Origin of the sequence: Alkalimarinus coralli (genome assembly GCF_023650515.1) — a bacterium.
In the GTDB taxonomy this organism is placed as follows: domain Bacteria; phylum Pseudomonadota; class Gammaproteobacteria; order Pseudomonadales; family Oleiphilaceae; genus Alkalimarinus; species Alkalimarinus coralli.
The window spans coordinates 3735789-3754660 of record NZ_CP096016.1 but is presented as its reverse complement, the minus strand read 5'-3'; the positions used below and the strand labels follow the sequence as shown (position 1 = coordinate 3754660).

Below are 18872 nucleotides of genomic sequence, written 5' to 3'. Positions count from 1 at the left end.
TAATCTTACCAAATTTTGATTTACTGCTTTTTCCCGCATAAAAGCAATCTCTTAACGACTTATTCACGGTAATTAAAACGGCTCAGAACTCTTTGAATTGGTTTTGATAGGCTTTAATATGTGCCGAAAAGTGATAAATGCAGAGCCTGGGCTGTGCATTTATCACTTAAGTAAGAAGGAACCCAACATGAACAACCGATCTGCACTGCACCATGTAGTCATTGTGGGAGGAGGGGCCGGGGGGCTCGAATTAGCAACATCGTTAGGCAATAGTGTCGGGCGAAAAAAGCAGGCCAGGGTTACGCTGGTTGATGCCAGCCTTACTCATGTCTGGAAGCCTCTATTGCATGAAGTCGCTGCGGGCTCTATGGATTCCAGCGCGAGCGAAGTGAACTATCGAGTGCATGCCAAGCGGCATCACTTTGAGTTTCAGTTGGGGCGGATGCAAGGGCTGAACCGTGAAGAGAAACAAGTGATTGTTGAACCTCTTTATGACGAGTCGGGAGACGTTGTTGTCAAGGCAAGAAGCATAACCTACGACACATTGGTGATTGCTGTGGGCAGTATGGCCAATGATTTTGGTACCCCAGGAGCCGCCGAGAACTGCATATTTCTGGATAGCTTGGAGCAGGCTAGAAAATTTCATCGCCACCTGCTCAATAACTATCTTAAAGCAGAGTATGACGCTGAAAAGAAGCTTAAGCACTCGCTTGATATTGCCATTATTGGTGCTGGTGCGACCGGCGTTGAACTTGCAGCAGAGCTGCACTTGGCATCACAGGAGCTGCCGATATATGGTTTGAGTCATCTTAAAGAAAAAGACGTTCATATCAGTGTAATTGAAGCGGCTGAGCGGATTCTTCCAGCGCTGCCTGAGCATTTATCAAGCGCTGCAACCCGAGAGCTTGAACGGCTTAATATTAACGTAATGGCGGGTCACCGGGTGACTAATATTTCGCAAGACGAGATAGAGTTTATTGATGGTGGTCGATTATCTGCGTCTATCAAAGTCTGGGCTGCCGGTATTAAAGCGCCTGAGTTTCTAACGCAACTGGACGGGCTTGAAACAAATCGTATTAACCAGTTGGTTGTTCGGCAGGACTTACAGACCACGTACGACCGGAATATTTTTGCATTCGGAGACTGTGCCAGCTGCCCCCAGCCGGGTAAAGAATTTGCGGTTCCGCCTAGGGCTCAAGCTGCACACCAGCAGGCGACCACGTTGGTTAAATCAATTAAACTCAGACTCAAGAACAAACAAGCGATTCCTTATGTTTACCAAGATCGCGGGTCGCTTATATCATTTAGCCGTTACAGTGCCGTGGGCAACTTAATGGGCAACCTGACCGGTAAAAACCTGATGGTAGAGGGGCGTATTGCCCGGCTGTTCTATATCTCTCTCTACCGCATGCACCAGATAGCGTTGCATGGTTTTTTCCGCACCTCGTTGATTTGGCTGAGCGATAAAATTAATAAAGCGCTACATCCCCGTTTGAAGTTGCACTGATTAAGGCCCTTTCGTGAGTTTGAGGGCCAACAGGGAGAGTGAAGAGCCGATTAACATCCGAATTTTTAACTTTTTCTAAGCTTGAGAGCCCCTTTCTCCAAGGTTTTTCTGGAATTTGTGTCGGAAATATTTACGCTTTTATGCTTGCGTTCAGATGCCCCTTTTGCAATGCGCTTATAAAACAACTGCATGTATTGACTGGTGTGCAATTTGCGTAATTCGCAGGGGATAATTATCAAAAGGACGATAACTAATGAAAACAATAAACCTTATCTGTGCTGCTTTTATGTTGTTATGCTCTGTGTCCGCTCATGCGAGCTTAATTACACAGGGTGACTTCAGTATCAACATGCAGGAGAAAATCTTTACCGCGCCCAATGATACGGCAGTAGACGGAAGTGTTGAGCTGGACTCAACGTCTCTAACCCCAACGGGGGTCAATGCAGGGTTTACCGGTGCGATCAGTGTTGATGTCTCCGATGTTGACCAGACAATTGAGCTTTTCGTGACAGAGACATTCTCCAGTGGTGTTGCTGATTTTAAATACATCAACGCACTGTTTGATGACTTGGTTATTGCGGCAAATATTACGGCGGTATCTTTTGTTTCTGACACGCTTTTGAGTAACCCGCAGAGTGTAGTGCGTAGCTTAAGCTTTACCGGCAATAGTATATCGCTAGACTATGTTCTGGATTGCTGTGCGCTGATTCAAAGCGGAGGGAAAGTGACGCTTGCATACCAGACCGCTGATATTCCAGAGCCGGGGAGTCTGGCACTTCTTGTTCTTGGGCTTGCGGGGTTTTGTGCCATGCGCAGGAAGCAGTAGCAAACCTAATTTATCCAACTTTAATAGTTATTGATTAAAACGGCTCCTGTTCTGGAGCCGTTTTTCGTTTCAAGTGAACCTGTATATTAAATGTCGCAACCATAAAAACTATTTTTAGAAAAATTATAAATAATTCATTTCAGCGACAGTATCTGTCGTTTCAAAACATACACTCATTATCGTAAAAGCAATAAATAACAAACGGGTTAACGAACGGCCCACAACGATAGCCAGGAGAGTGTTATGTTTAGAGTGAACGCATTTACTGAGAAAGGTACAAAGTTTCGTTTTCGCATAAAGAGCGATAGCATCTTGGATGTTAGAAAAACGCTGGGTGAGATATTTAAAGACCGAGATATGCGACTGGTCTTGGTTGAACCTTTGTAGGTTGGAATAACGTCTACAGTTAAATAGAATTTACAGAGGGATATCGAGTGATAGGTGTTAAATAGGCGGCGCGTTAGCAGTATCGCCGCCTACTTTTCGGAGCAACAGCCCTTATTAAGCTTCTATGCCTACTATTAGCCAAGGTGCGTTGTCTTGTGTGGTGTCTCGCTCAAGATGCCAGATATCAGTAATATCTTCTTCTACGTTCTCAACCGTATCGCGGTAACGACCACTGAACTTGATACTTAATTCAGCAATACCAAATGCCTGGTCAGCCCTGACCAATTCCGCATCGACAAACATCACTTCGGTATGCTGCTCGCCTGAAAGTGCCGCACGTTCATCTTTTAGCTGCGCAAAAAGCGCTTCGCTTACATACTCTTTTATCGTTTCAATATTGTTTTCGTTCCAGGCCTGCTGAATCGTACGGTAGTGCTCACGAGCGCCTGACAAGAAGTTATTAATATCGAAACCTGCGGGCAAGTTAAAAGGCACAGACTCGGTATGAGAGAAACCGGCTGACTTTTCTTCACCGAATGTTGCATCGCCGCTGTCGTTACGGTTGTTGTCACTGGTATTGCCAGAGCCGAACATATCCGCGCCCGCGTTTTGGCGTGCCTGGTTGCCTGCATAGGCGGGCTGTGCTGCTGCCATTTTGGCTTGCGCCATTCCTTTAAACAGGCGAATAGCAATAAAGGCGACCAGTGCGATCAAGATAATATCCATAATCTGAATACCCTCAAACGCGCCTCCACCAATTAATGCCGCGATAAGTCCACCTGCCAGTAACCCGCCTAGCATGCCTTTCATCATTCCACCTTTCGCTGGGCTCTTTTGTGCTGTTTGCTGCTTTGAGCCTGTAGAGTCGGGTGTGGTTTTTTTTGATTTAGAGGGTGAAGTAAGAAATGATTTACCGAATGACTTTCCGCCGCCGAACTTTTTAGCTTCTACGTGCGAAGTGGTCAGAGTGAATGCAAATAAAATGGTCATCATGACCCAGAATTTTTTCATTAGTTATCAATACCTGCAGGTTGGTGAATGAGCCCCAGACAAGTCGCTCGTCGGTGCTGAATGATTCTGGAACATCCTACCGACAAGGGCTACGATGTCAATAAGTAGATGAAGCAAGCGGTTACTAATGGCAGGTGAAAAATGTCAGGCAAAAAGAAGCTCCTCGTTGTGGCTCACGCGCCTTCGGTCAACACTCAAAGGATGGTAGAAGCCGTTCTAAACGGGGCCCGGCACGAAGATATTGAAAATGTTGACGTGAAGCATATTCCTCCTTTGCAGGCCGTTGCAGAAGACGTGCTTGCAGCGGATGCGATTATTCTGGGGACGACAGAAAATCTGGCTTATATGAGTGGGGCATTGAAAGATTTTTTTGATCGTGTTTATTACCCCGTTCTTGAAAAGAAGCAAGGGCTACCTGCTGCGGCGTATATCCGGGCAGGGCAGGATGGCACCGGCACCAAGCGAGCACTGGAAACCATACTCACCGGGTTAAAGTGGCGATGGGTTCAACCGCCGCTTATTTGCCGGGGGGATTTCAGCGAAGAGTTTATTGACCAGTGTGAAGAATTGGGGTTAACGATGTCGGCTAGTCTGGATAACGGAATAATCTGAACCAGACAGGATAGGCGCTCTCGACTTTCAGCTTTCGCCTACAGATCTGGCGAAGGCAGTTTCTAAATCCGTTCTCATTAGAACAGTAGTGTCGCTTGCTAGCCCACAACTCTGCTATACAAAAATCCAAACCAGATCAGAATGCCACTTACTTAAGACATACATTGAATTAGATAAATGGCTTTATACGATGGCTGCTTTGCTAATAACTTCTAGCTTTCTGCTGAGCATAGAATCGGGCGCAGGGCGCCCTCTTACAAAGACCTTGGCAAATGTGTGGCTACAAAGAAGTAGGAGGGTGCCCCGCGCCCGATAAAATGAATTTTAATAAGCAGGTGGTTAGCGTGCCACTATGCGTAACGCACCTTAAGTTGAGGCTTTATTATTACGCATAGTTGATGTTTTCCTATTGCGATTTAACCTAGTGCTACCTCCCTTTCAGTTTCTTGGATTCATTAAGCGTTCGTTTATAGAATTTCCCCAACGCCTTATCTTTAGCTCGTTTTTCCATAAGGCTTGCAGAGTTAAGGTCTTCTTCCCGAAGCAGCTTGTGGTAATTGTCCAGCCGTCTTTGATCTAAAACGCCGTTTACAATCGCTTGCTGTACTGCACAGCCCGGTTCCAATTGGTGTTGGCAGTCTCCGTAACGGCACTGGTTGGACAGGTTTTCGATGTCTGCGAAGGTGGTTGCAATCCCTTCTTTACAATCAGAAAGCTGTATTTCTCTCATGCCGGGTGTATCCAAAATTAAGCTACCGGTATCCAGCGGAATAAGTGAGCGTCTGGTTGTGGTATGGCGGCCTTTGCCGTCATCTTCACGGATGCGTCCAGTACTCTGAACGTTTTCACCTGATAAGGTATTTATCAAGGTTGACTTACCCACACCTGAAGAGCCCAATACGCTAATAGTGCTGCCCTGTTTGAGCCATACGTCAAGCTTAGAAACACTATGTGGGTCTAAGCAATTAACAGGCTCTACAATCAGGCCGCTATCCAACTTTTGTGTTCGAGAGATATAACTTTCCGGTGAGATTGATTGATCGCTTTTGCTCAGGACAATAACGGGCTCGGCCCCTGACTCATTAACCAGTGCCAGAAACCGTTCAATTCTGTTGAGGTTAAAGTCCTCATTCATTGAGCAGACAATAAATGCCGTATCAACATTTGCAGAAATGAGTTGGCTTTTGACCTTGCTGCCGGGCGCTTTTCTCTGGAAGCAGGTTTTTCGCTCAAGTAGTCGTATGAACTGTTTATTTTTGTCCAGCAATAACCAATCCCCAACGACCATATTTGGCATTGAGTGAGACAATTCGATATTGAATATTTCCGATTCGTTAGAGAGTGTAACCTCAGATCGGTGCTGCTCGATAACGCGGGCAGGCGAGGCGTTTTCCCACTCGTCTAATGAGAGTTGTTGCTGAAAAAAAGATTGCCAACCTAAACTGGCAAGTAATGAAAAATTTGACATAGCAAACCCTTAACAAAACCAATGTTAATAAAATATAAGGGGCTATTTGCCCCGGTTTTGAAACCGGGCGAAGGTCGTCTACAGCTAGACTGAATGCCCGGTTAGGTTTGTTACAATCATCAACAATCTCCTAACCAGTGAAAGAATAACTCAGCCATTATAGTGCAGTTTGGGCAGGTTCTAAAGGCGCTTTTTATACCAGTGCTTTATGCCTGCACTGAGCTGGCACTCCCTAACCGGTTTAAGAATGTGTGAGTATTTAACAATCCACTAGATTCTTGCTTGGTATATTTTCAGTGGCTGTATAGACTTAAGCGACTGAGGCGCGGTATTACGTTGTGCTAGCGTGTTTTGGTTTGTCTGTTGCTCTTAGCGGGCAGTGGTCAGGCAAATGAATGCCAAATTTTCAAATTTATAAACAAAGGAGTGGATATGTTCAAAGCATCACTTTCAGCATCGGTTCTTGCATTATCAATGGTTGCATCATCTTATGTCATGGCGGATGGCCATGCACATGCGGAAAGAATGGCCTCACCGGAAGGTGCATCAGTCTACATTATCAGCCCTAAAGATGGCGATACGGTTGAGCAAACATTTAATGTGAAGTTTGGCTTAACGGGGATGGGAGTCGCCCCCGCAGGAACCGAAAAAGCCAATACAGGTCACCACCACCTGTTAGTGGATGGCAAAGTGCCAGATATGAATCAGCCGTTAGGCGCAAACGTAAAGCACTTTGGTGGCGGCCAAACCGAATCGGAAATCACGCTTGAGCCAGGGCAGCATACACTGCAGCTAATTTTGGGTGATCATATGCATGTACCTCATAACCCGCCGGTGGCATCAGAGGTTGTTACGATTACCGTAAAATAGGCGTCAAATCTCTATATTAACAAGGCTATTTGCTATGGAGCCGGCTGAAAGAAGGCCATAGCAAATAGTTAAATACGGCTATTATCGATCGTATTCCGCGCTATCATCTCTGGTTATCTCTTCAGTACTCAGCTTTTGTCTAATCTCATGCTAAAATAGCGCGCCGATGCCCAGAGGCCTGGTTAAGCGCTGTTTTTTTACAGTCATATTGAAACGATATGCTCTGCTGGCCGCTGTATTTTTTAAGGGTTATACATCGTTAAACGAATATTTATTTAAGCCATTGCTTATCTACAACCAGAATTTTGACCACGTAACGTAACACTTTTTGCGAATAACTCTTTTGTTAACAACTTTTTTGAGAACAACAAGGAAATGATTTATGAACATTAATCTAGCCGCAACCCCTACGACCATTGATATGCTGCACTTGGGGCTGGCCATTTTAGCGTTGCTGTTTTTTGTCCTGTTTCTAGTAAAACAGCGCTCATCAGGTAATGGAATGACCCGCAATAATGAGACGTTATCTCAAGCAACGCCAGTCACCCCAGCAGCAGAGCCCGCTGTTGAAAAAGCGACTGTTGAACCCGCTAAGCCTGCTCAGTTGAAAGAGTCGACACCAGATGCAGCGCTGCAACTGCTTACCTTGCTGCAACAAGAAGCCCGCTTTATCGACTTTACCCAAGAAGACTTGACCGGTTATTCAGATGCAGACATCGGCGCAGCTGCGCGAGTTGTTCATGAAGGAAGCAAAAAGGCACTGGATACCTATTTCACCCTTGAAGCCGTTAGAAGTGAGGATGAAGAAACGCGAATCACGCTGCCGAAGGGGTTTAATGCCTCAGAGGTGCGTTTAACCGGCAATGTAGTGGGCGAAGCCCCTTTCACCGGTTCTTTGGTTCATAAAGGGTGGAAAGTGACCAAGGTGAAGTTGCCTAAAGTGGCAGAAGGACATGATACGTCAATCGTCGCACCCGCTGAGGTGGAGCTATGACAGACTCAACGATGACCGGGCAAGAACCTGAGCAAAAGGCCCGCTTTTCAGTGGGTATCGATTTAGGGACGACCCATTGTGTTCTATCTTATCTCGACCTGTCACAGGCTAATGACCCAACCGTCCAGCCTGAACTGACCATTATGCCGGTTCCTCAATTGGCGCAACCCGGGCTTATCGAAGAGAAAAGCCAACTGCCGTCTTTTATGTATATGGCCCATGAGTCTGAGCTGAACGAATCTGACATTGCACTACCATGGAATGAAAAGCCCGGTGCCATCGTCGGTAGTATAGCCCGCGAACTGGGCAGTAAAACGCCGATCAGGTTAGTCGCCAGTGCCAAAAGCTGGCTGTGCCATAGCGGAGTAGACCGTCATTCAGACTTTTTGCCTGCGGGTAGCCCGGAGGACGTCAGCAAAGTATCGCCTTTGACGGCGACCTTTGAGTACCTCGACCATTTACGATTGGCCTGGGCGCATCAGTTTCCTGACTTCCCGCTGTCACAGCAAGAGGTGACCATTACCATTCCCGCGTCATTTGATCCGGCCGCTCGTGAACTGACTGCGGAAGCGGCCAGTCTGGTCGGTTTTGAAAAACTGACACTACTTGAAGAGCCCCAGGCTGCGGTTTACAACTGGATACATGCGTGCGGCGATGCATGGCGTGAGCAGGTCAACGTAGGCGATATTGTGCTGGTGGTTGATATTGGTGGCGGTACGACCGATTTATCGCTTGTAGCGGTGACAGAAGAAGACGGCAACCTGACCCTCAACCGGGTTGCGGTGGGTGATCATATTCTGCTGGGCGGCGATAACATGGACTTGGCCCTTGCTTACCGTGTTAAAGCCAAACTGGCAGAACAGGGCAAAGAGCTACAGCCTTGGCAAATTCAGGCCATCACCCATGCCTGCCGAGATGCCAAAGAGCAACTGTTGCTGGATAACGAGACAGAAAGTGTGCCGATAACGGTGCCGAGTCGCGGCTCCAAATTACTGGGCAATACGCTTCGTACCGAGCTGACCAGGTCAGAAGTGCGAGAAACGCTGGTAGAAGGTTTTTTCCCTAAAGTGGGTATTTCAGACCACCCCAGAGCAGCCCGCCGTAGTGCGCTGACCCAGAAAGGTTTGCCCTATGCTCAAGACCCGGCGGTCTCAAGACATTTGGCGGCGTTTTTAAGCCGACAAGCCGATGCTGCAACGGATGTGCTCGGTGCTTCGCAGTCGGACGATATGCCTTTCGACCCACTAGCTGGCGGGTTTGGCGGCCCCGAGACGGCAGACTTTATTAAACCAACCGCGATTTTGTTTAATGGCGGTGTGCTTAAAGCGCCTGTTCTGGCGGATAGAACCTTATCGACCATTAACCAGTGGTTGACCGATGCCGGTGCTGAACCAGCCCGATTACTCTCTGACGCGGACCTTGATCTCGCTGTTGCCAGTGGGGCCAGCTATTACGGATATGTTAGACAAGGCCAGGGTGTTCGTATTCGGGGCGGTTTGGCCAGCACCTATTATGTTGGAATTGAAAGCTCAATGCCTGCTATACCGGGTATGGAGCCGCCACTGGAAGCCTTGTGTATCGCGCCGTTTGGCATGGAGGAGGGCACTGAAACCTCAGCCGGTAGCGCTGAATTTGGTTTGGTTGTCGGTGAGCCAGTGCGGTTCAGATTCTTTGGTTCCAATACGCGCCGCCATGATGAAGCTGGGGTACAACTGGATCATTGGCAAGATGGCGAGCTGGAAGAGTTGCCCGAACTACAGGCAACCCTTTCTGTTGATACGGCTCAGTCGGTAGAATCAGGCGGGGCTTCAACAGGCCGTCGTAAGGGTGAGGTTGTGCCTGTCAGGCTGATGTCAAAGGTCACTGAAGTCGGTACGCTCAAACTGGAGGCGGTTGCGATTAACAGCACTGACCCCAGCGGTAATGCAGAGCGCTGGCAAATTGAACTGGACGTACGTGATTAATCTGGCAGGCTCCGATACAAGAAAAAAGGGTTCCACTTAATGACAGATAAACAGCCGCAGTATCTTATTGGTATCGATCTGGGCACGACGAATACGGTCGTGGCTTACGCAGATATGCAGCAACCGCTATCGCCCGATAACTGTAAGATATTTGAGATCGAACAATTGGTTGCGCCTGGAGAAGTCGCGAAACGTCCGCAGTTGCCATCGTTCAGGTATCACCCAACTCAGGGTGAGCTAAATGAATCAGACTTGGTGTTACCTTGGTCGGGGTCCGCATCTTCAGAGCCGCTATCAGGTGAGTTACCGCAGGTTGTTATTGGTGAGTGGGCGCGCGAGCTGGGGGCCAAAGTCGACGGGCGGCAGGTCGTGAGTGCAAAAAGCTGGCTGTCGCACCCTCAAGTTGACCGCAGCGCTGATATTCTGCCCTGGGCGGGGGCAGACGATGTCGCTAAAGTCTCTCCTGTCTTGGCCTCGTCCAGCTACTTGTTCCATGTGCGCAACGCTTGGAATTTTACCCACCCTGAGGCGTTGATAGAGCATCAGGAGGTGGTGATTACGGTACCGGCATCGTTTGATGAAGGGGCTCGGGCACTAACGGTAGAAGCCGCAGAGAGAGCAGGGTTCGGCAAGATTTTACTGCTTGAGGAGCCTCAGGCGGTTTGTTATGACTGGTATGCTCGGCAGGGTGAACAGGCTCAAGCCGCACTAGCCAAAATTAAGCTTTTACTTGTATGTGATGTGGGTGGAGGCACCACTGATCTGAGTTTGATCAATGTTGCACAAGGCAAAGACGGCCAGCTCACACTCACCCGAGTAGGGGTGGGCAACCACTTGATGCTGGGTGGAGATAATGTCGATCTCGCGCTGGCCCATGTAGCGGAGCGCCATATCAATGGCGGTTCATCAGCGAAAAAGCTCAGTGCAGCAAATTTATCGCAGCTGATTCAGCAAACAAGAAAAGCCAAAGAACTGCTGCTCAGTGAAGATGCCCCTGAAAGTGCTAAGGTCACCGTATTAGGCAGCGGCGCGCGACTGATCGGCGGGGCAAAAAGCTGTCAGCTGAGTCAGCAAGAGGTGAGAAATATCGCACTGGATGGTTTTTTCCCGCGCTCAAGCTTTGAAGAACGGCCGCTGGCTCGCAGAAGCGGCATGGTTGAGTTTGGTTTGCCTTATGCGCCAGACCCTGCTGTGAGCAAGTACTTGGCGGAGTTTATTGCTGATCATCAAGAGGCCTGCAAAGCATCCATGACCCAGGAGGCTGATAGCGGAGATGATCAGGCCGTTATTCCTGATGCGGTGCTATTCAACGGCGGTGTTTTTAACAGTCCGGTGCTCAATGAGCGCGCGCTGAGTGTACTGGCAGACTGGCGTGGCGAGAGTGTCACCATGCTTGATAACAGTAACCCTGACCTTGCCGTGGCTCAGGGGGCCGTGGCTTACGCAAAAGCAAGGCGAGGAGCCCAGCTTAAGATTGGCGGAGGTTCGGCGCGGACGTTTTTCCTGGTGTTGGAGCAAAATGAGTCGGAGCGGCAGGCGATCTGTTTAATGCCTAAAGGCACCGAAGAAGGGCAGGAGCTTACGTTGAGCGAGCGTAAGTTTTTGCTTCGTTTGGGGCAGCCGGTGCAATTTCATCTGCTTTCTAGCACGGCAGATCATCAATACCAGCCTGGTGAAATTCTCACCATAACCGAAGAAAATTTTGCCAAGCAGAAGTTTATCTCGTTGCCGCCGTTGGTTGCTGTTCTGGAACAGGCTGCTATGGGAAAGAGCGAGCAAGACTCGGTTACGGTTTCGTTGGCTTGCAGCCTTACAGAAGTCGGCACCTTGCAGATTGATTGTGTGGCTGATAGCCAGCAACGGTGGCATGTAGAATTTGAGATTCGGAAACAGCTATCCAATCAGAGAGCCAATCAGGCAACGGCCAAGCTTCCAGCAGCCTTTGAGAAGGCGCGCGAGCGAGTGGAAGAGGTGTTTGGCAATAGTAAAAAAGAGGCCAACCCCAAAGCGGTTAAAACACTTAGAGTTGATCTGGAAAAAATGCTGGGTAAGCGAGATAGTTGGGAGGTTCCGGTACTGCGTGCGTTATTTGATCTGCTATTGGAAGGGAAAAAACGCCGCCGTCGTTCGTCTGCTCATGAACGTATCTGGTTTAATTTAGCCGGTTATGGGTTACGACCGGGCTTTGGTTACCCGATTGATGACTGGCGTATAGAACAAGTGTGGGACTTATACCAGCCCGGCTTGCAGTTTGGGCAGGAAACCCAGGTCTGGATTGATTGGTGGACATTCTGGCGACGTGCGGCGGGTGGTCTAAATGCGGTTCAGCAGGCCAGTATTTATGAAGATATTGCCAAATATTTGAAGCCGTCAGCCCTCACTAGCCGAAAGCTTCAGGCAGAAGTAAAACAGAAGTCCTACGAAGATATTGTTAAGTTGGTCGCGGTTCTGGAGCACCTGCCGGTGGAAGATAAAACGGAACTAACCCAGTGGTTGCTAAAACGGCTGGAAAAACCGGCAGAAACCAAAACCAGCTGGTGGGCGGTGGGCCGAATTGCATCGCGCATCCCTTTCCATGGCAGCGCGCATAACGTGATTGCAAAAGATGATGTGCAGCAATGGCTGCCACAACTGCTTAAAATCGATTGGAAGAAAAACCAGCAGGCCGCCTTTGCCGCAGTCTTGATGACCCGTATGAGTGGTGACCGAAGTCGCGATGTCGATGATGATTGGCGCAAGAAGGTGATAGACAAATTGTCGGCAGCCAAAGCACCAGCAAGCTGGATCGAAATGGTAGAAATGGTCAAGGAGCTTGACGAAGCAGAGACCAAACGGGTGTTTGGCGAAGGGTTACCGGTCGGTTTGAAGCTGATCCAATGATTAATCAAGCACTGATCAGTCGACAATCCAGGAGGCGTTAACAGGTGGAGCTTGGACTTTGGACCTACGTTATTGCGATTACGGTTCTGACCTTAACACCGGGCGTTGATACCTTACTGGTGGTGCGAAACACCACCAGAGGGGGTTGGAGAGACGGGGCTGTCAGTAGCCTGGGGATTTGCTCAGGGCTTTTTGTGCATGCGGCTATTTCTGCGGTAGGGATTTCAATCATACTGCTCCAGACGGCCTGGTTGTTTAATGCGTTGAAGCTTGCAGGGGCTGTTTATCTGGTTTGGTTGGGAGTGGGCAGCCTGCGCCGGGCCGCCGCCAAAAACGTATCGAGCGAATCTGATGCAGTGGCGACTCGCCAAAACGTTCAGTTCTATCGGTCATTTCGTGAAGGGCTGTTATCGAATGTACTAAACCCCAAAACCGTTATTTTCTATATGGCGTTTTTGCCCCAATTTATAGATCCTGCGCAATCGGCGATAGTTCAATCGCTGTTCTTGGCATCACTTCATTTTGTTATTGCGATGGTGTGGCAGTGTATATTGGCGCTCTTTGTTGTGCGGGCGCAGCGCTCCATGGCCAGCCCGGTTTTTGGGCGGTTTTTCGACGGGGTCGCGGGTTTATTATTTATAGGACTTGGCTTAAAGTTGGCGTTGAGTGATCGTTAAAATGCCAGTTTACCCGGAGGCATCCACCAGCTGGTATCTATCGGTGGCGTATCAGCGGGAACAGCCGGGTTTTTCAGCACAATCAAATTGCGTGATGATAGATTGGCCCGCTCAATGATCTCTTGGTAGTTTGATAAAAACAGTGCCTTATAGGAGCCATCTTCAGTGGCCCGTTTGAGTCCTAGCTCAAGTTTTTCTGCAAGCTCCGGGCGGTGTTTACTGACGAAAAAATAGACCGGCTGGGGATAAAACAGCATGATGTTATCGGCTATGACAAAATCATCTGAATAGCGTTCCAGTTCACCCCAGATTTCGTTTGCGCCACGATGAAAGTAGTCGAAACGGCCTTTTTTCAGCATTTCGAACAACGTTTCATATCTTACTGATGTTACGACTTTCAAACTGTTGGCTTCATAAACGGGTAGGTCAGCCCAATGAAACCCATGCCCGCCGATAAACTTTTGAAGTTTCGCCAAGCTGTCCACTTCTCTTATTTCGGCGTTTAACGATGGCCTGATTAATAGTAGCCTCAACCCCAATAGCCCTTGATAAACAGGGACTTTTACCGGAATCATTTTTGATTCCCGGTAGGACGTTGCAGACAAAAACTGTAAATCATAATAGCCACTAATCACCAGCGCTTCGCCTCTTGCTTCATTCACATCCTGGGTTTGGGGGGCAATAATCTGGTAGTTGGTATTTAACTTACTTAACGCAAGATCCAGCACTTTGAGGCCAAACTCATAGCGTGCCTGCTGTTGGTAATGCTTAACAATAATGGTCTCGTCAGCAAACGCGAGCGGGCTGAGAAATACTGAGCACAGAAAGATTCTGATCAGCAGTAAAAACGGCATGATTCACCAAAATTAGTATGTATTGGATAACTATAGATGACTTTGGAGCTAAGTATAATACACTCATTTTTAGAATATGGGGGAGAATGGGTCTATTCTTCTAAATTGACCAGGTAACTTCATAAAATAATGGACTGCACACCAGAGGATGTTCCATGTTCAGTAAGATTTTAATACCGATTGACCTTGAAAATGAGCAGTTTGCAGATAAAGCGTTGGCGGTGGCTATTCAACAGGCTACTGACTCAAATGCCTCGTTGCATGTGGTTACGGTGATACCGGGCTTTGGTATGTCGATGGTGGGGTCGTTTTTTCCTGAAGATGCGATTGAGAAAGCACTCACTGCAGTAACAAAAAAACTAAAGCAATATGTGAACGCAAAGATTCCTGAATCAGTTAACGTCTCTGCAAAAGTACTGCAAGGTAAGTCTCACAAAGAGATATTGAAAGAGTCAAAAGCGGTGGGCGCAGACCTTATTGTGATCCCTAGTCATAATGTCACCCGAGTGGATAAAGTGTTGCTGGGCTCAACCACCAGTCGCGTAGTTGAACGGGCTAAAGTATCAGTGATGGTTATTAAGCCGTAAAGAGTTTGGGCTCTTTACGGCTTAATGGCGTTATCGGTATGCAGGCCCCAAAAACCGGCTGTCTGACGACGCAATCGATGCAGGGTCAGATTTTGACCTCACCTCAAACGTTATCTCTTCAGTGCTATTGAGCAGTCTTTTGGGATCTACGGCGATAGAGAGAGGAATGGATCGAACTTCGCCCGGGGCTACCGAAATGCTTTCAGGGGCATTTAATTCGCCGTCTATCCCTGCAATGTGAACCGAGAATTGATCTTCCACTTTTCGCTTGTTGATGATTTTCAAAACATAATTGTTTTCAATCATCCCCATGCCGGAAACTTGATAAAGCGCTCCACGGTCTCTTAGCACATCCAGCTCAACCAGTGGTCGTTGTTGCAGCGCAACCATAAACGCAATCATCGCTGCCAGCAATGTTAGGCCGTAACCAATGGCTCTGAAATTAACTTTTCCTGCTTTGGGTTTGTTTTCGAGTTCTTTCCCGGAGGCGTAACGAATAAGCCCTTTCGGGTAGTTCATTTGCTCCATGATGCTGTCACACGCATCGATACAGAGCGCGCAACCAATGCACTCATATTGCAAGCCATCGCGTATATCAATTCCGGTCGGGCAGACTTGCACACATACATTACAGTCTACACAGTCTCCCAAGTCGGTCTTGGCTTTCTTTGAACGGCTGCCTCTGGGTTCTCCCCGATTGTGATCGTAGCCTATGATAAGCGTGTCTTCATTAAACATTACCGACTGGAATCGTGCATAAGGGCACATGTGCAGGCATACCTGCTCTCTTAACCAGCCTGCGTTTATATAGGTCGCTAAGGTAAAAAATACAATCCAGAATATCGCTGCACCGCTACTGATGGAGAGTGTGAAAAGGTCGCTGGTGAGTTCTCGTATAGGGTAAAAATACCCGACAAATGTCATGCCGGTTGCAAAGGCAAGCAGCAACCAGCTGGTATGTTTGAGCGCCTTCTTAAAAAACTTTTGCTTGCTGAGCGGTTGTTTGTCCAGCTTGATACGCTGGTTTCTGCTTCCTTCGATACGCTCTTCCAGCCACATAAACATAAATGACCAGACCGTTTGAGGGCAGCTATAGCCGCACCAGACCCGGCCAAATAACGAGGTAATAAAGAACAGGCCAAAGGCACAGATAATGAGTGCAATCGCAAGCAGGGTAAAGTCTTGTGGCCAGAATACCGTGCCAAACAGCGTGAATTTTCTTGCTGGCAGATCGAAGTGGATAAGCGGGTTACCATTAACCGTAACCCAGCATAAACCAAAATACATCAGCAGTAGTGCGCTGAGCGATACATTTCTGATGCGTTGGAAAAAACCTTTGATCTCCCTGACATATATCTTTTTGCGTGACTGGTACAGCTCTATTGTCTGGGGCTTATTCGATGCCTTTTTTTCAATGTCCGGCTCTGATATTTCAGTAACAGGTATTTTTGAGTTCATGATGAAATCTCACTTAAGGTCTAGTAAAAAGCTTTTTGAAAACGGGATGGGGCAGGTGCTTGTTGCAGCGCTAACAGGGCATATTCCCAATCTATTTCATCGGAGAGCGAAAACGAGTCAATGCCACAGCGCTGTAGGTAGGGCAGCTGGTCGGGTATCAGGTTGCCAGTAGCACGAAGCTCCCCTTGATAGTTGAGCTGCTGTTTAATAACAGGTGCCAGCGAAAAACCTTGGCCATGGTTGAAATGCTCAATATCAATACAGAGCAGGGGCAGACTGAGTAGCGCTTGAGTCAGCGTTGCTGGGGCTGTATCGGCACTGAACCAGGCACCTAGCATTTTGTGCTTAATCGGCCACTGGCTGAATCCATCATAGGCCTGTAGCGGGAGTATCGAATAGGATGGCGCTTCCGAGATCAATACATGGCATTGGTTAAGACTGTTTTGGTTAAGATTGTCTTGATTAAGATCGCCATGGCCAAGCATGCGCCAAGGGTCTTCGACCACTCTGTTGTGCTTAATGAGCGTTGCCATATACGGTCTCCTTAAATGTTGCCAACCCAACCCTGTCTAACGTGGCGATAAAAGACTCGCCTTCATGCCGGTGCTGGATAAATATCTTGATGATGAACTCAACAACAAAGGGGATCTGTTCTTTGGAAAACGCAGGGCCGAGAATTTTTCCCAGTCTGCAGTGGCTGGTTTTATCGCCACCCAGACTGACCTGGTAGTACTGCTCGCCTTTTTTATCGACGCCTAAAATACCAATATTGGCAAGGTGGTGGTGAGCGCAGGCGTTAACGCAGCCTGAGATATTCAGCGTGACATCCCCTATATCGTAGAGGTAGTCCATATTGTCGAAGCGGCTGCGAATCGCCTCCGCAACCGGGATCGATTGAGCATTGGCCAAGCTACAGTAATCCAGGCCCGGGCAAACGATCATATCGGTCAAGGTGCCAATATTAGCGGTCGCCAGCCCAACATCCGACAGCGCCTTCCATAGCGGGAAAAGGTCAAGAATAGCGACGTCTGCGAGTACCATATTTTGCTGGTGGGTTGTTCTGACTTCACCATATGAATACTTCTCGGCGATGTTTGCCAGTGCCTCAAGCTGCTCACTGCTAATATCACCGGGTGCTACGCCTGGGCTTTTTAACGATACGGTGACCGATCGATAACCTGTGACTTTGTGAGGGCGGGTATTGTGTTTAACCCAGTTTTCAAATAGCGGGTCTGCCTGCGTGTGAATCCTCAGCTGCTCATCAGGTGTACTGTCGAAGCTCTGGTAACAGGGTGCTGAGAAAAATGAGTGAGCAAAGTTCAGGTCTTCATCAGTTAATGGGTTGCTGAACTGACTTGACCTCTTCCACTCTTCTTCAACCTGTTTCTTGAATTGTTCGATGCCTAAGCTTCTTACCAATATTTTGATGCGGGCTTTGTACTTATTATCTCGCCTGCCAAACTGATTGTAGATCCTTAAAATCGCTTGCAAGTAGTCCAACAGATCGTATTGTGGAATAAACTCATTGAGTATCGAGCCGATGACCGGGGTTCGCCCCAAGCCGCCTCCTACCCATACTTTGAATCCGATATCGCCCTGTGGACTTTTGGCGAGCTGCAAGCCAATATCATGCGCTTCGACAATGGCTCTGTCTTGCTGGGAGCCGAATACTGCAATTTTGAATTTGCGCGGCAGATACGCAAACTCAGGGTGCCCCGTAGACCACTGGCGAATGATTTCGCAAAACGGGCGAGGGTCAATTATCTCATCGGGCGCAACGCCAGCAAAAGGGTCTGAGGTGACATTACGTATGCAATTGCCGCTGGTCTGTGTGGCGTGCATTTCTGCTTCCGCCAGTGCATTTAATATGGTTGGAATGTTATCAAGTTCAGGCCAGTTAAATTGAATATTCTGGCGGGTCGACACATGGCAGTAACCTTTGTCGAAGGTTTGAGCGATATAAGCCAGCTTTCTCAACTGGTTAGATGAGAGCATCCCGTACGGCACAGCAACCCTCAGCATGGGGGCGTGAAGCTGAAAATAGAGTCCATTTTGTAAGCGTAACGGCCGGAACTCGTCGTCACTGAGTTTACCGTCAATATGGCGCTGAATCTGCGTGTTAAACATTGCCAGCCGGTCGCTCAGCTGTTGATAGTCTTGCTCGCTATATTGGTACATGTTAAACGACAGCCTATGATGTTGAATGGTCGGGCTAACGTTGCGGGCCGTTTAGTGACAGGGCCAGGCAACATTCTGTAAATTGACTTCTGCAACCTATATGCCAGTTTGGTTATGTTTATAACTTGCTGAAATATAAGGATTAAAATAAAGTATTTGTCAGGTTTTATATTTTGACGCGATATATCGCTATAGCGGTGATTTTTCGTGTTGATATATCGTGCTTTATGGCGATAACTGTGTGAGTTCAGCCAGCTGCGCAGGAAACAGCCATACCAATATGGCGAGTAGCGGAAAGATATAAAAATAGGCGTTCATCAGGTGGTAAATATAGGGTGATGCGCCTTTCAGCTCCATAAAGTGGTCAATGACCATGCGCGCTTTAACAATGATAATGACGCTGATGACAACCGTTATGGTTAAAGAGGGTTCCGCTTTTTCTGCAATCGCCGCGCTAAGGAGTGTCATGGCGATTAGAGATAACCAGATAATATCAATGCGATATTCTTTTGTTATATTGGCGAGTTTATTCATTTGGGTCACCGAATTTAGTGAGGGGGTGGATGCGTGAATGCGGTTAGAGGAATGATGTTTCATAC

General features: G+C 48.0%; 17 protein-coding genes. 10 read left to right on the top strand and 7 right to left on the bottom strand.

Going from position 1 to position 18872, the window contains the following annotated elements:
* Positions 1 to 187: 187 nt before the first annotated feature.
* From MY523_RS16780 to MY523_RS16770, 3 genes are all read left to right on the top strand, one after another.
* A complete protein-coding gene (locus MY523_RS16780; RefSeq protein ID WP_250655831.1) occupies positions 188 to 1507 on the top strand; it encodes an NAD(P)/FAD-dependent oxidoreductase in 1320 nt (439 codons plus the stop codon).
* A gap of 253 nt (positions 1508 to 1760) precedes the next feature.
* On the top strand, positions 1761 to 2333 hold the full coding sequence (locus tag MY523_RS16775; protein WP_250655830.1) for a PEP-CTERM sorting domain-containing protein: 573 nt from the start codon (positions 1761 to 1763) through the stop codon (positions 2331 to 2333).
* Positions 2334 to 2576: 243 nt separating this feature from the next.
* Positions 2577 to 2720, top strand: a complete 144-nt coding sequence (locus tag MY523_RS16770) for a hypothetical protein (RefSeq protein ID WP_250655829.1) — start codon at positions 2577 to 2579, stop codon at positions 2718 to 2720.
* A 114-nt stretch (positions 2721 to 2834) separates the two neighbouring features.
* Here the strand turns inward: MY523_RS16770 and MY523_RS16765 are convergent, their stop codons facing one another.
* Positions 2835 to 3731 carry a Tim44 domain-containing protein gene (locus MY523_RS16765; RefSeq protein WP_250655828.1) on the bottom strand — a complete coding sequence of 299 codons (897 nt, stop codon included), beginning with the start codon at positions 3729 to 3731 and terminating at the stop codon, positions 2835 to 2837.
* Between the two features lie 141 nt (positions 3732 to 3872).
* Here MY523_RS16765 and MY523_RS16760 point away from each other — a divergent pair, with 141 nt between their 5' ends.
* Positions 3873 to 4343 (top strand): flavodoxin family protein, encoded by a 471-nt coding sequence (locus tag MY523_RS16760; RefSeq protein WP_250655827.1) that lies wholly within the window; start codon positions 3873 to 3875, stop codon positions 4341 to 4343.
* 427 nt (positions 4344 to 4770) lie between these two features.
* Here the strand turns inward: MY523_RS16760 and rsgA are convergent, their stop codons facing one another.
* On the bottom strand, positions 4771 to 5811 hold the full coding sequence (gene rsgA / locus MY523_RS16755; protein WP_250655826.1) for a ribosome small subunit-dependent GTPase A: 1041 nt from the start codon (positions 5809 to 5811) through the stop codon (positions 4771 to 4773).
* A 432-nt stretch (positions 5812 to 6243) separates the two neighbouring features.
* On the opposite strand from rsgA, the gene MY523_RS16750 reads away from it, so the two are divergent.
* The 5 genes from MY523_RS16750 to MY523_RS16730 all read left to right on the top strand — a co-directional run bounded on the left by MY523_RS16750 (position 6244) and on the right by MY523_RS16730 (position 13196).
* Positions 6244 to 6681, top strand: a complete 438-nt coding sequence (locus MY523_RS16750; protein ID WP_370301128.1) for a DUF4399 domain-containing protein — start codon at positions 6244 to 6246, stop codon at positions 6679 to 6681.
* A 382-nt stretch (positions 6682 to 7063) separates the two neighbouring features.
* A complete protein-coding gene (locus MY523_RS16745) occupies positions 7064 to 7675 on the top strand; it encodes a DUF2760 domain-containing protein (protein WP_250655825.1) in 612 nt (203 codons plus the stop codon).
* Complete coding sequence (locus MY523_RS16740) at positions 7672 to 9639, top strand: Hsp70 family protein (protein WP_250655824.1); 1968 nt, start codon at positions 7672 to 7674, stop codon at positions 9637 to 9639. The genes MY523_RS16745 and MY523_RS16740 overlap by 4 nt, the downstream gene beginning before the upstream one ends.
* A 39-nt stretch (positions 9640 to 9678) precedes the next feature.
* The gene (locus MY523_RS16735; protein WP_250655823.1) at positions 9679 to 12519 is read left to right on the top strand and encodes an Hsp70 family protein; all 2841 of its coding nucleotides are present in this window, start codon (positions 9679 to 9681) and stop codon (positions 12517 to 12519) included.
* Between the two features lie 44 nt (positions 12520 to 12563).
* Entirely contained in the window at positions 12564 to 13196 is a 633-nt protein-coding gene (locus MY523_RS16730; protein WP_250655822.1) for a LysE family translocator, read from the top strand.
* On the opposite strand, the gene MY523_RS16725 is transcribed toward MY523_RS16730, so the two are convergent.
* Positions 13193 to 14050: a transporter substrate-binding domain-containing protein gene (locus tag MY523_RS16725; RefSeq protein WP_250655821.1), complete on the bottom strand. Its 858-nt coding sequence runs from the start codon at positions 14048 to 14050 to the stop codon at positions 13193 to 13195. The two genes, MY523_RS16730 and MY523_RS16725, sit on opposite strands and share 4 nt — an antisense overlap.
* 155 nt (positions 14051 to 14205) lie before the next feature.
* Between MY523_RS16725 and MY523_RS16720 the strand changes: the two genes are divergently transcribed.
* Positions 14206 to 14637, top strand: coding sequence for a universal stress protein (locus MY523_RS16720; RefSeq protein ID WP_250655820.1), 432 nt, complete (start codon positions 14206 to 14208; stop codon positions 14635 to 14637).
* 30 nt (positions 14638 to 14667) lie between these two features.
* Here MY523_RS16720 and ccoG read toward each other — a convergent pair whose 3' ends face one another.
* The 4 genes from ccoG to MY523_RS16700 all read right to left on the bottom strand — a co-directional run bounded on the left by ccoG (position 14668) and on the right by MY523_RS16700 (position 18807).
* The gene (ccoG, locus tag MY523_RS16715) at positions 14668 to 16095 is read right to left on the bottom strand and encodes a cytochrome c oxidase accessory protein CcoG (protein ID WP_250655819.1); all 1428 of its coding nucleotides are present in this window, start codon (positions 16093 to 16095) and stop codon (positions 14668 to 14670) included.
* A gap of 20 nt (positions 16096 to 16115) precedes the next feature.
* Positions 16116 to 16628 (bottom strand): DUF934 domain-containing protein, encoded by a 513-nt coding sequence (locus MY523_RS16710; protein WP_250655818.1) that lies wholly within the window; start codon positions 16626 to 16628, stop codon positions 16116 to 16118.
* Positions 16612 to 18273: a nitrite/sulfite reductase gene (locus MY523_RS16705; protein WP_250655817.1), complete on the bottom strand. Its 1662-nt coding sequence runs from the start codon at positions 18271 to 18273 to the stop codon at positions 16612 to 16614. The genes MY523_RS16710 and MY523_RS16705 overlap by 17 nt, the downstream gene beginning before the upstream one ends.
* A 225-nt stretch (positions 18274 to 18498) precedes the next feature.
* Positions 18499 to 18807 (bottom strand): cytochrome C oxidase subunit IV family protein, encoded by a 309-nt coding sequence (locus tag MY523_RS16700; RefSeq protein WP_250655816.1) that lies wholly within the window; start codon positions 18805 to 18807, stop codon positions 18499 to 18501.
* Positions 18808 to 18872: the final 65 nt, after the last annotated feature.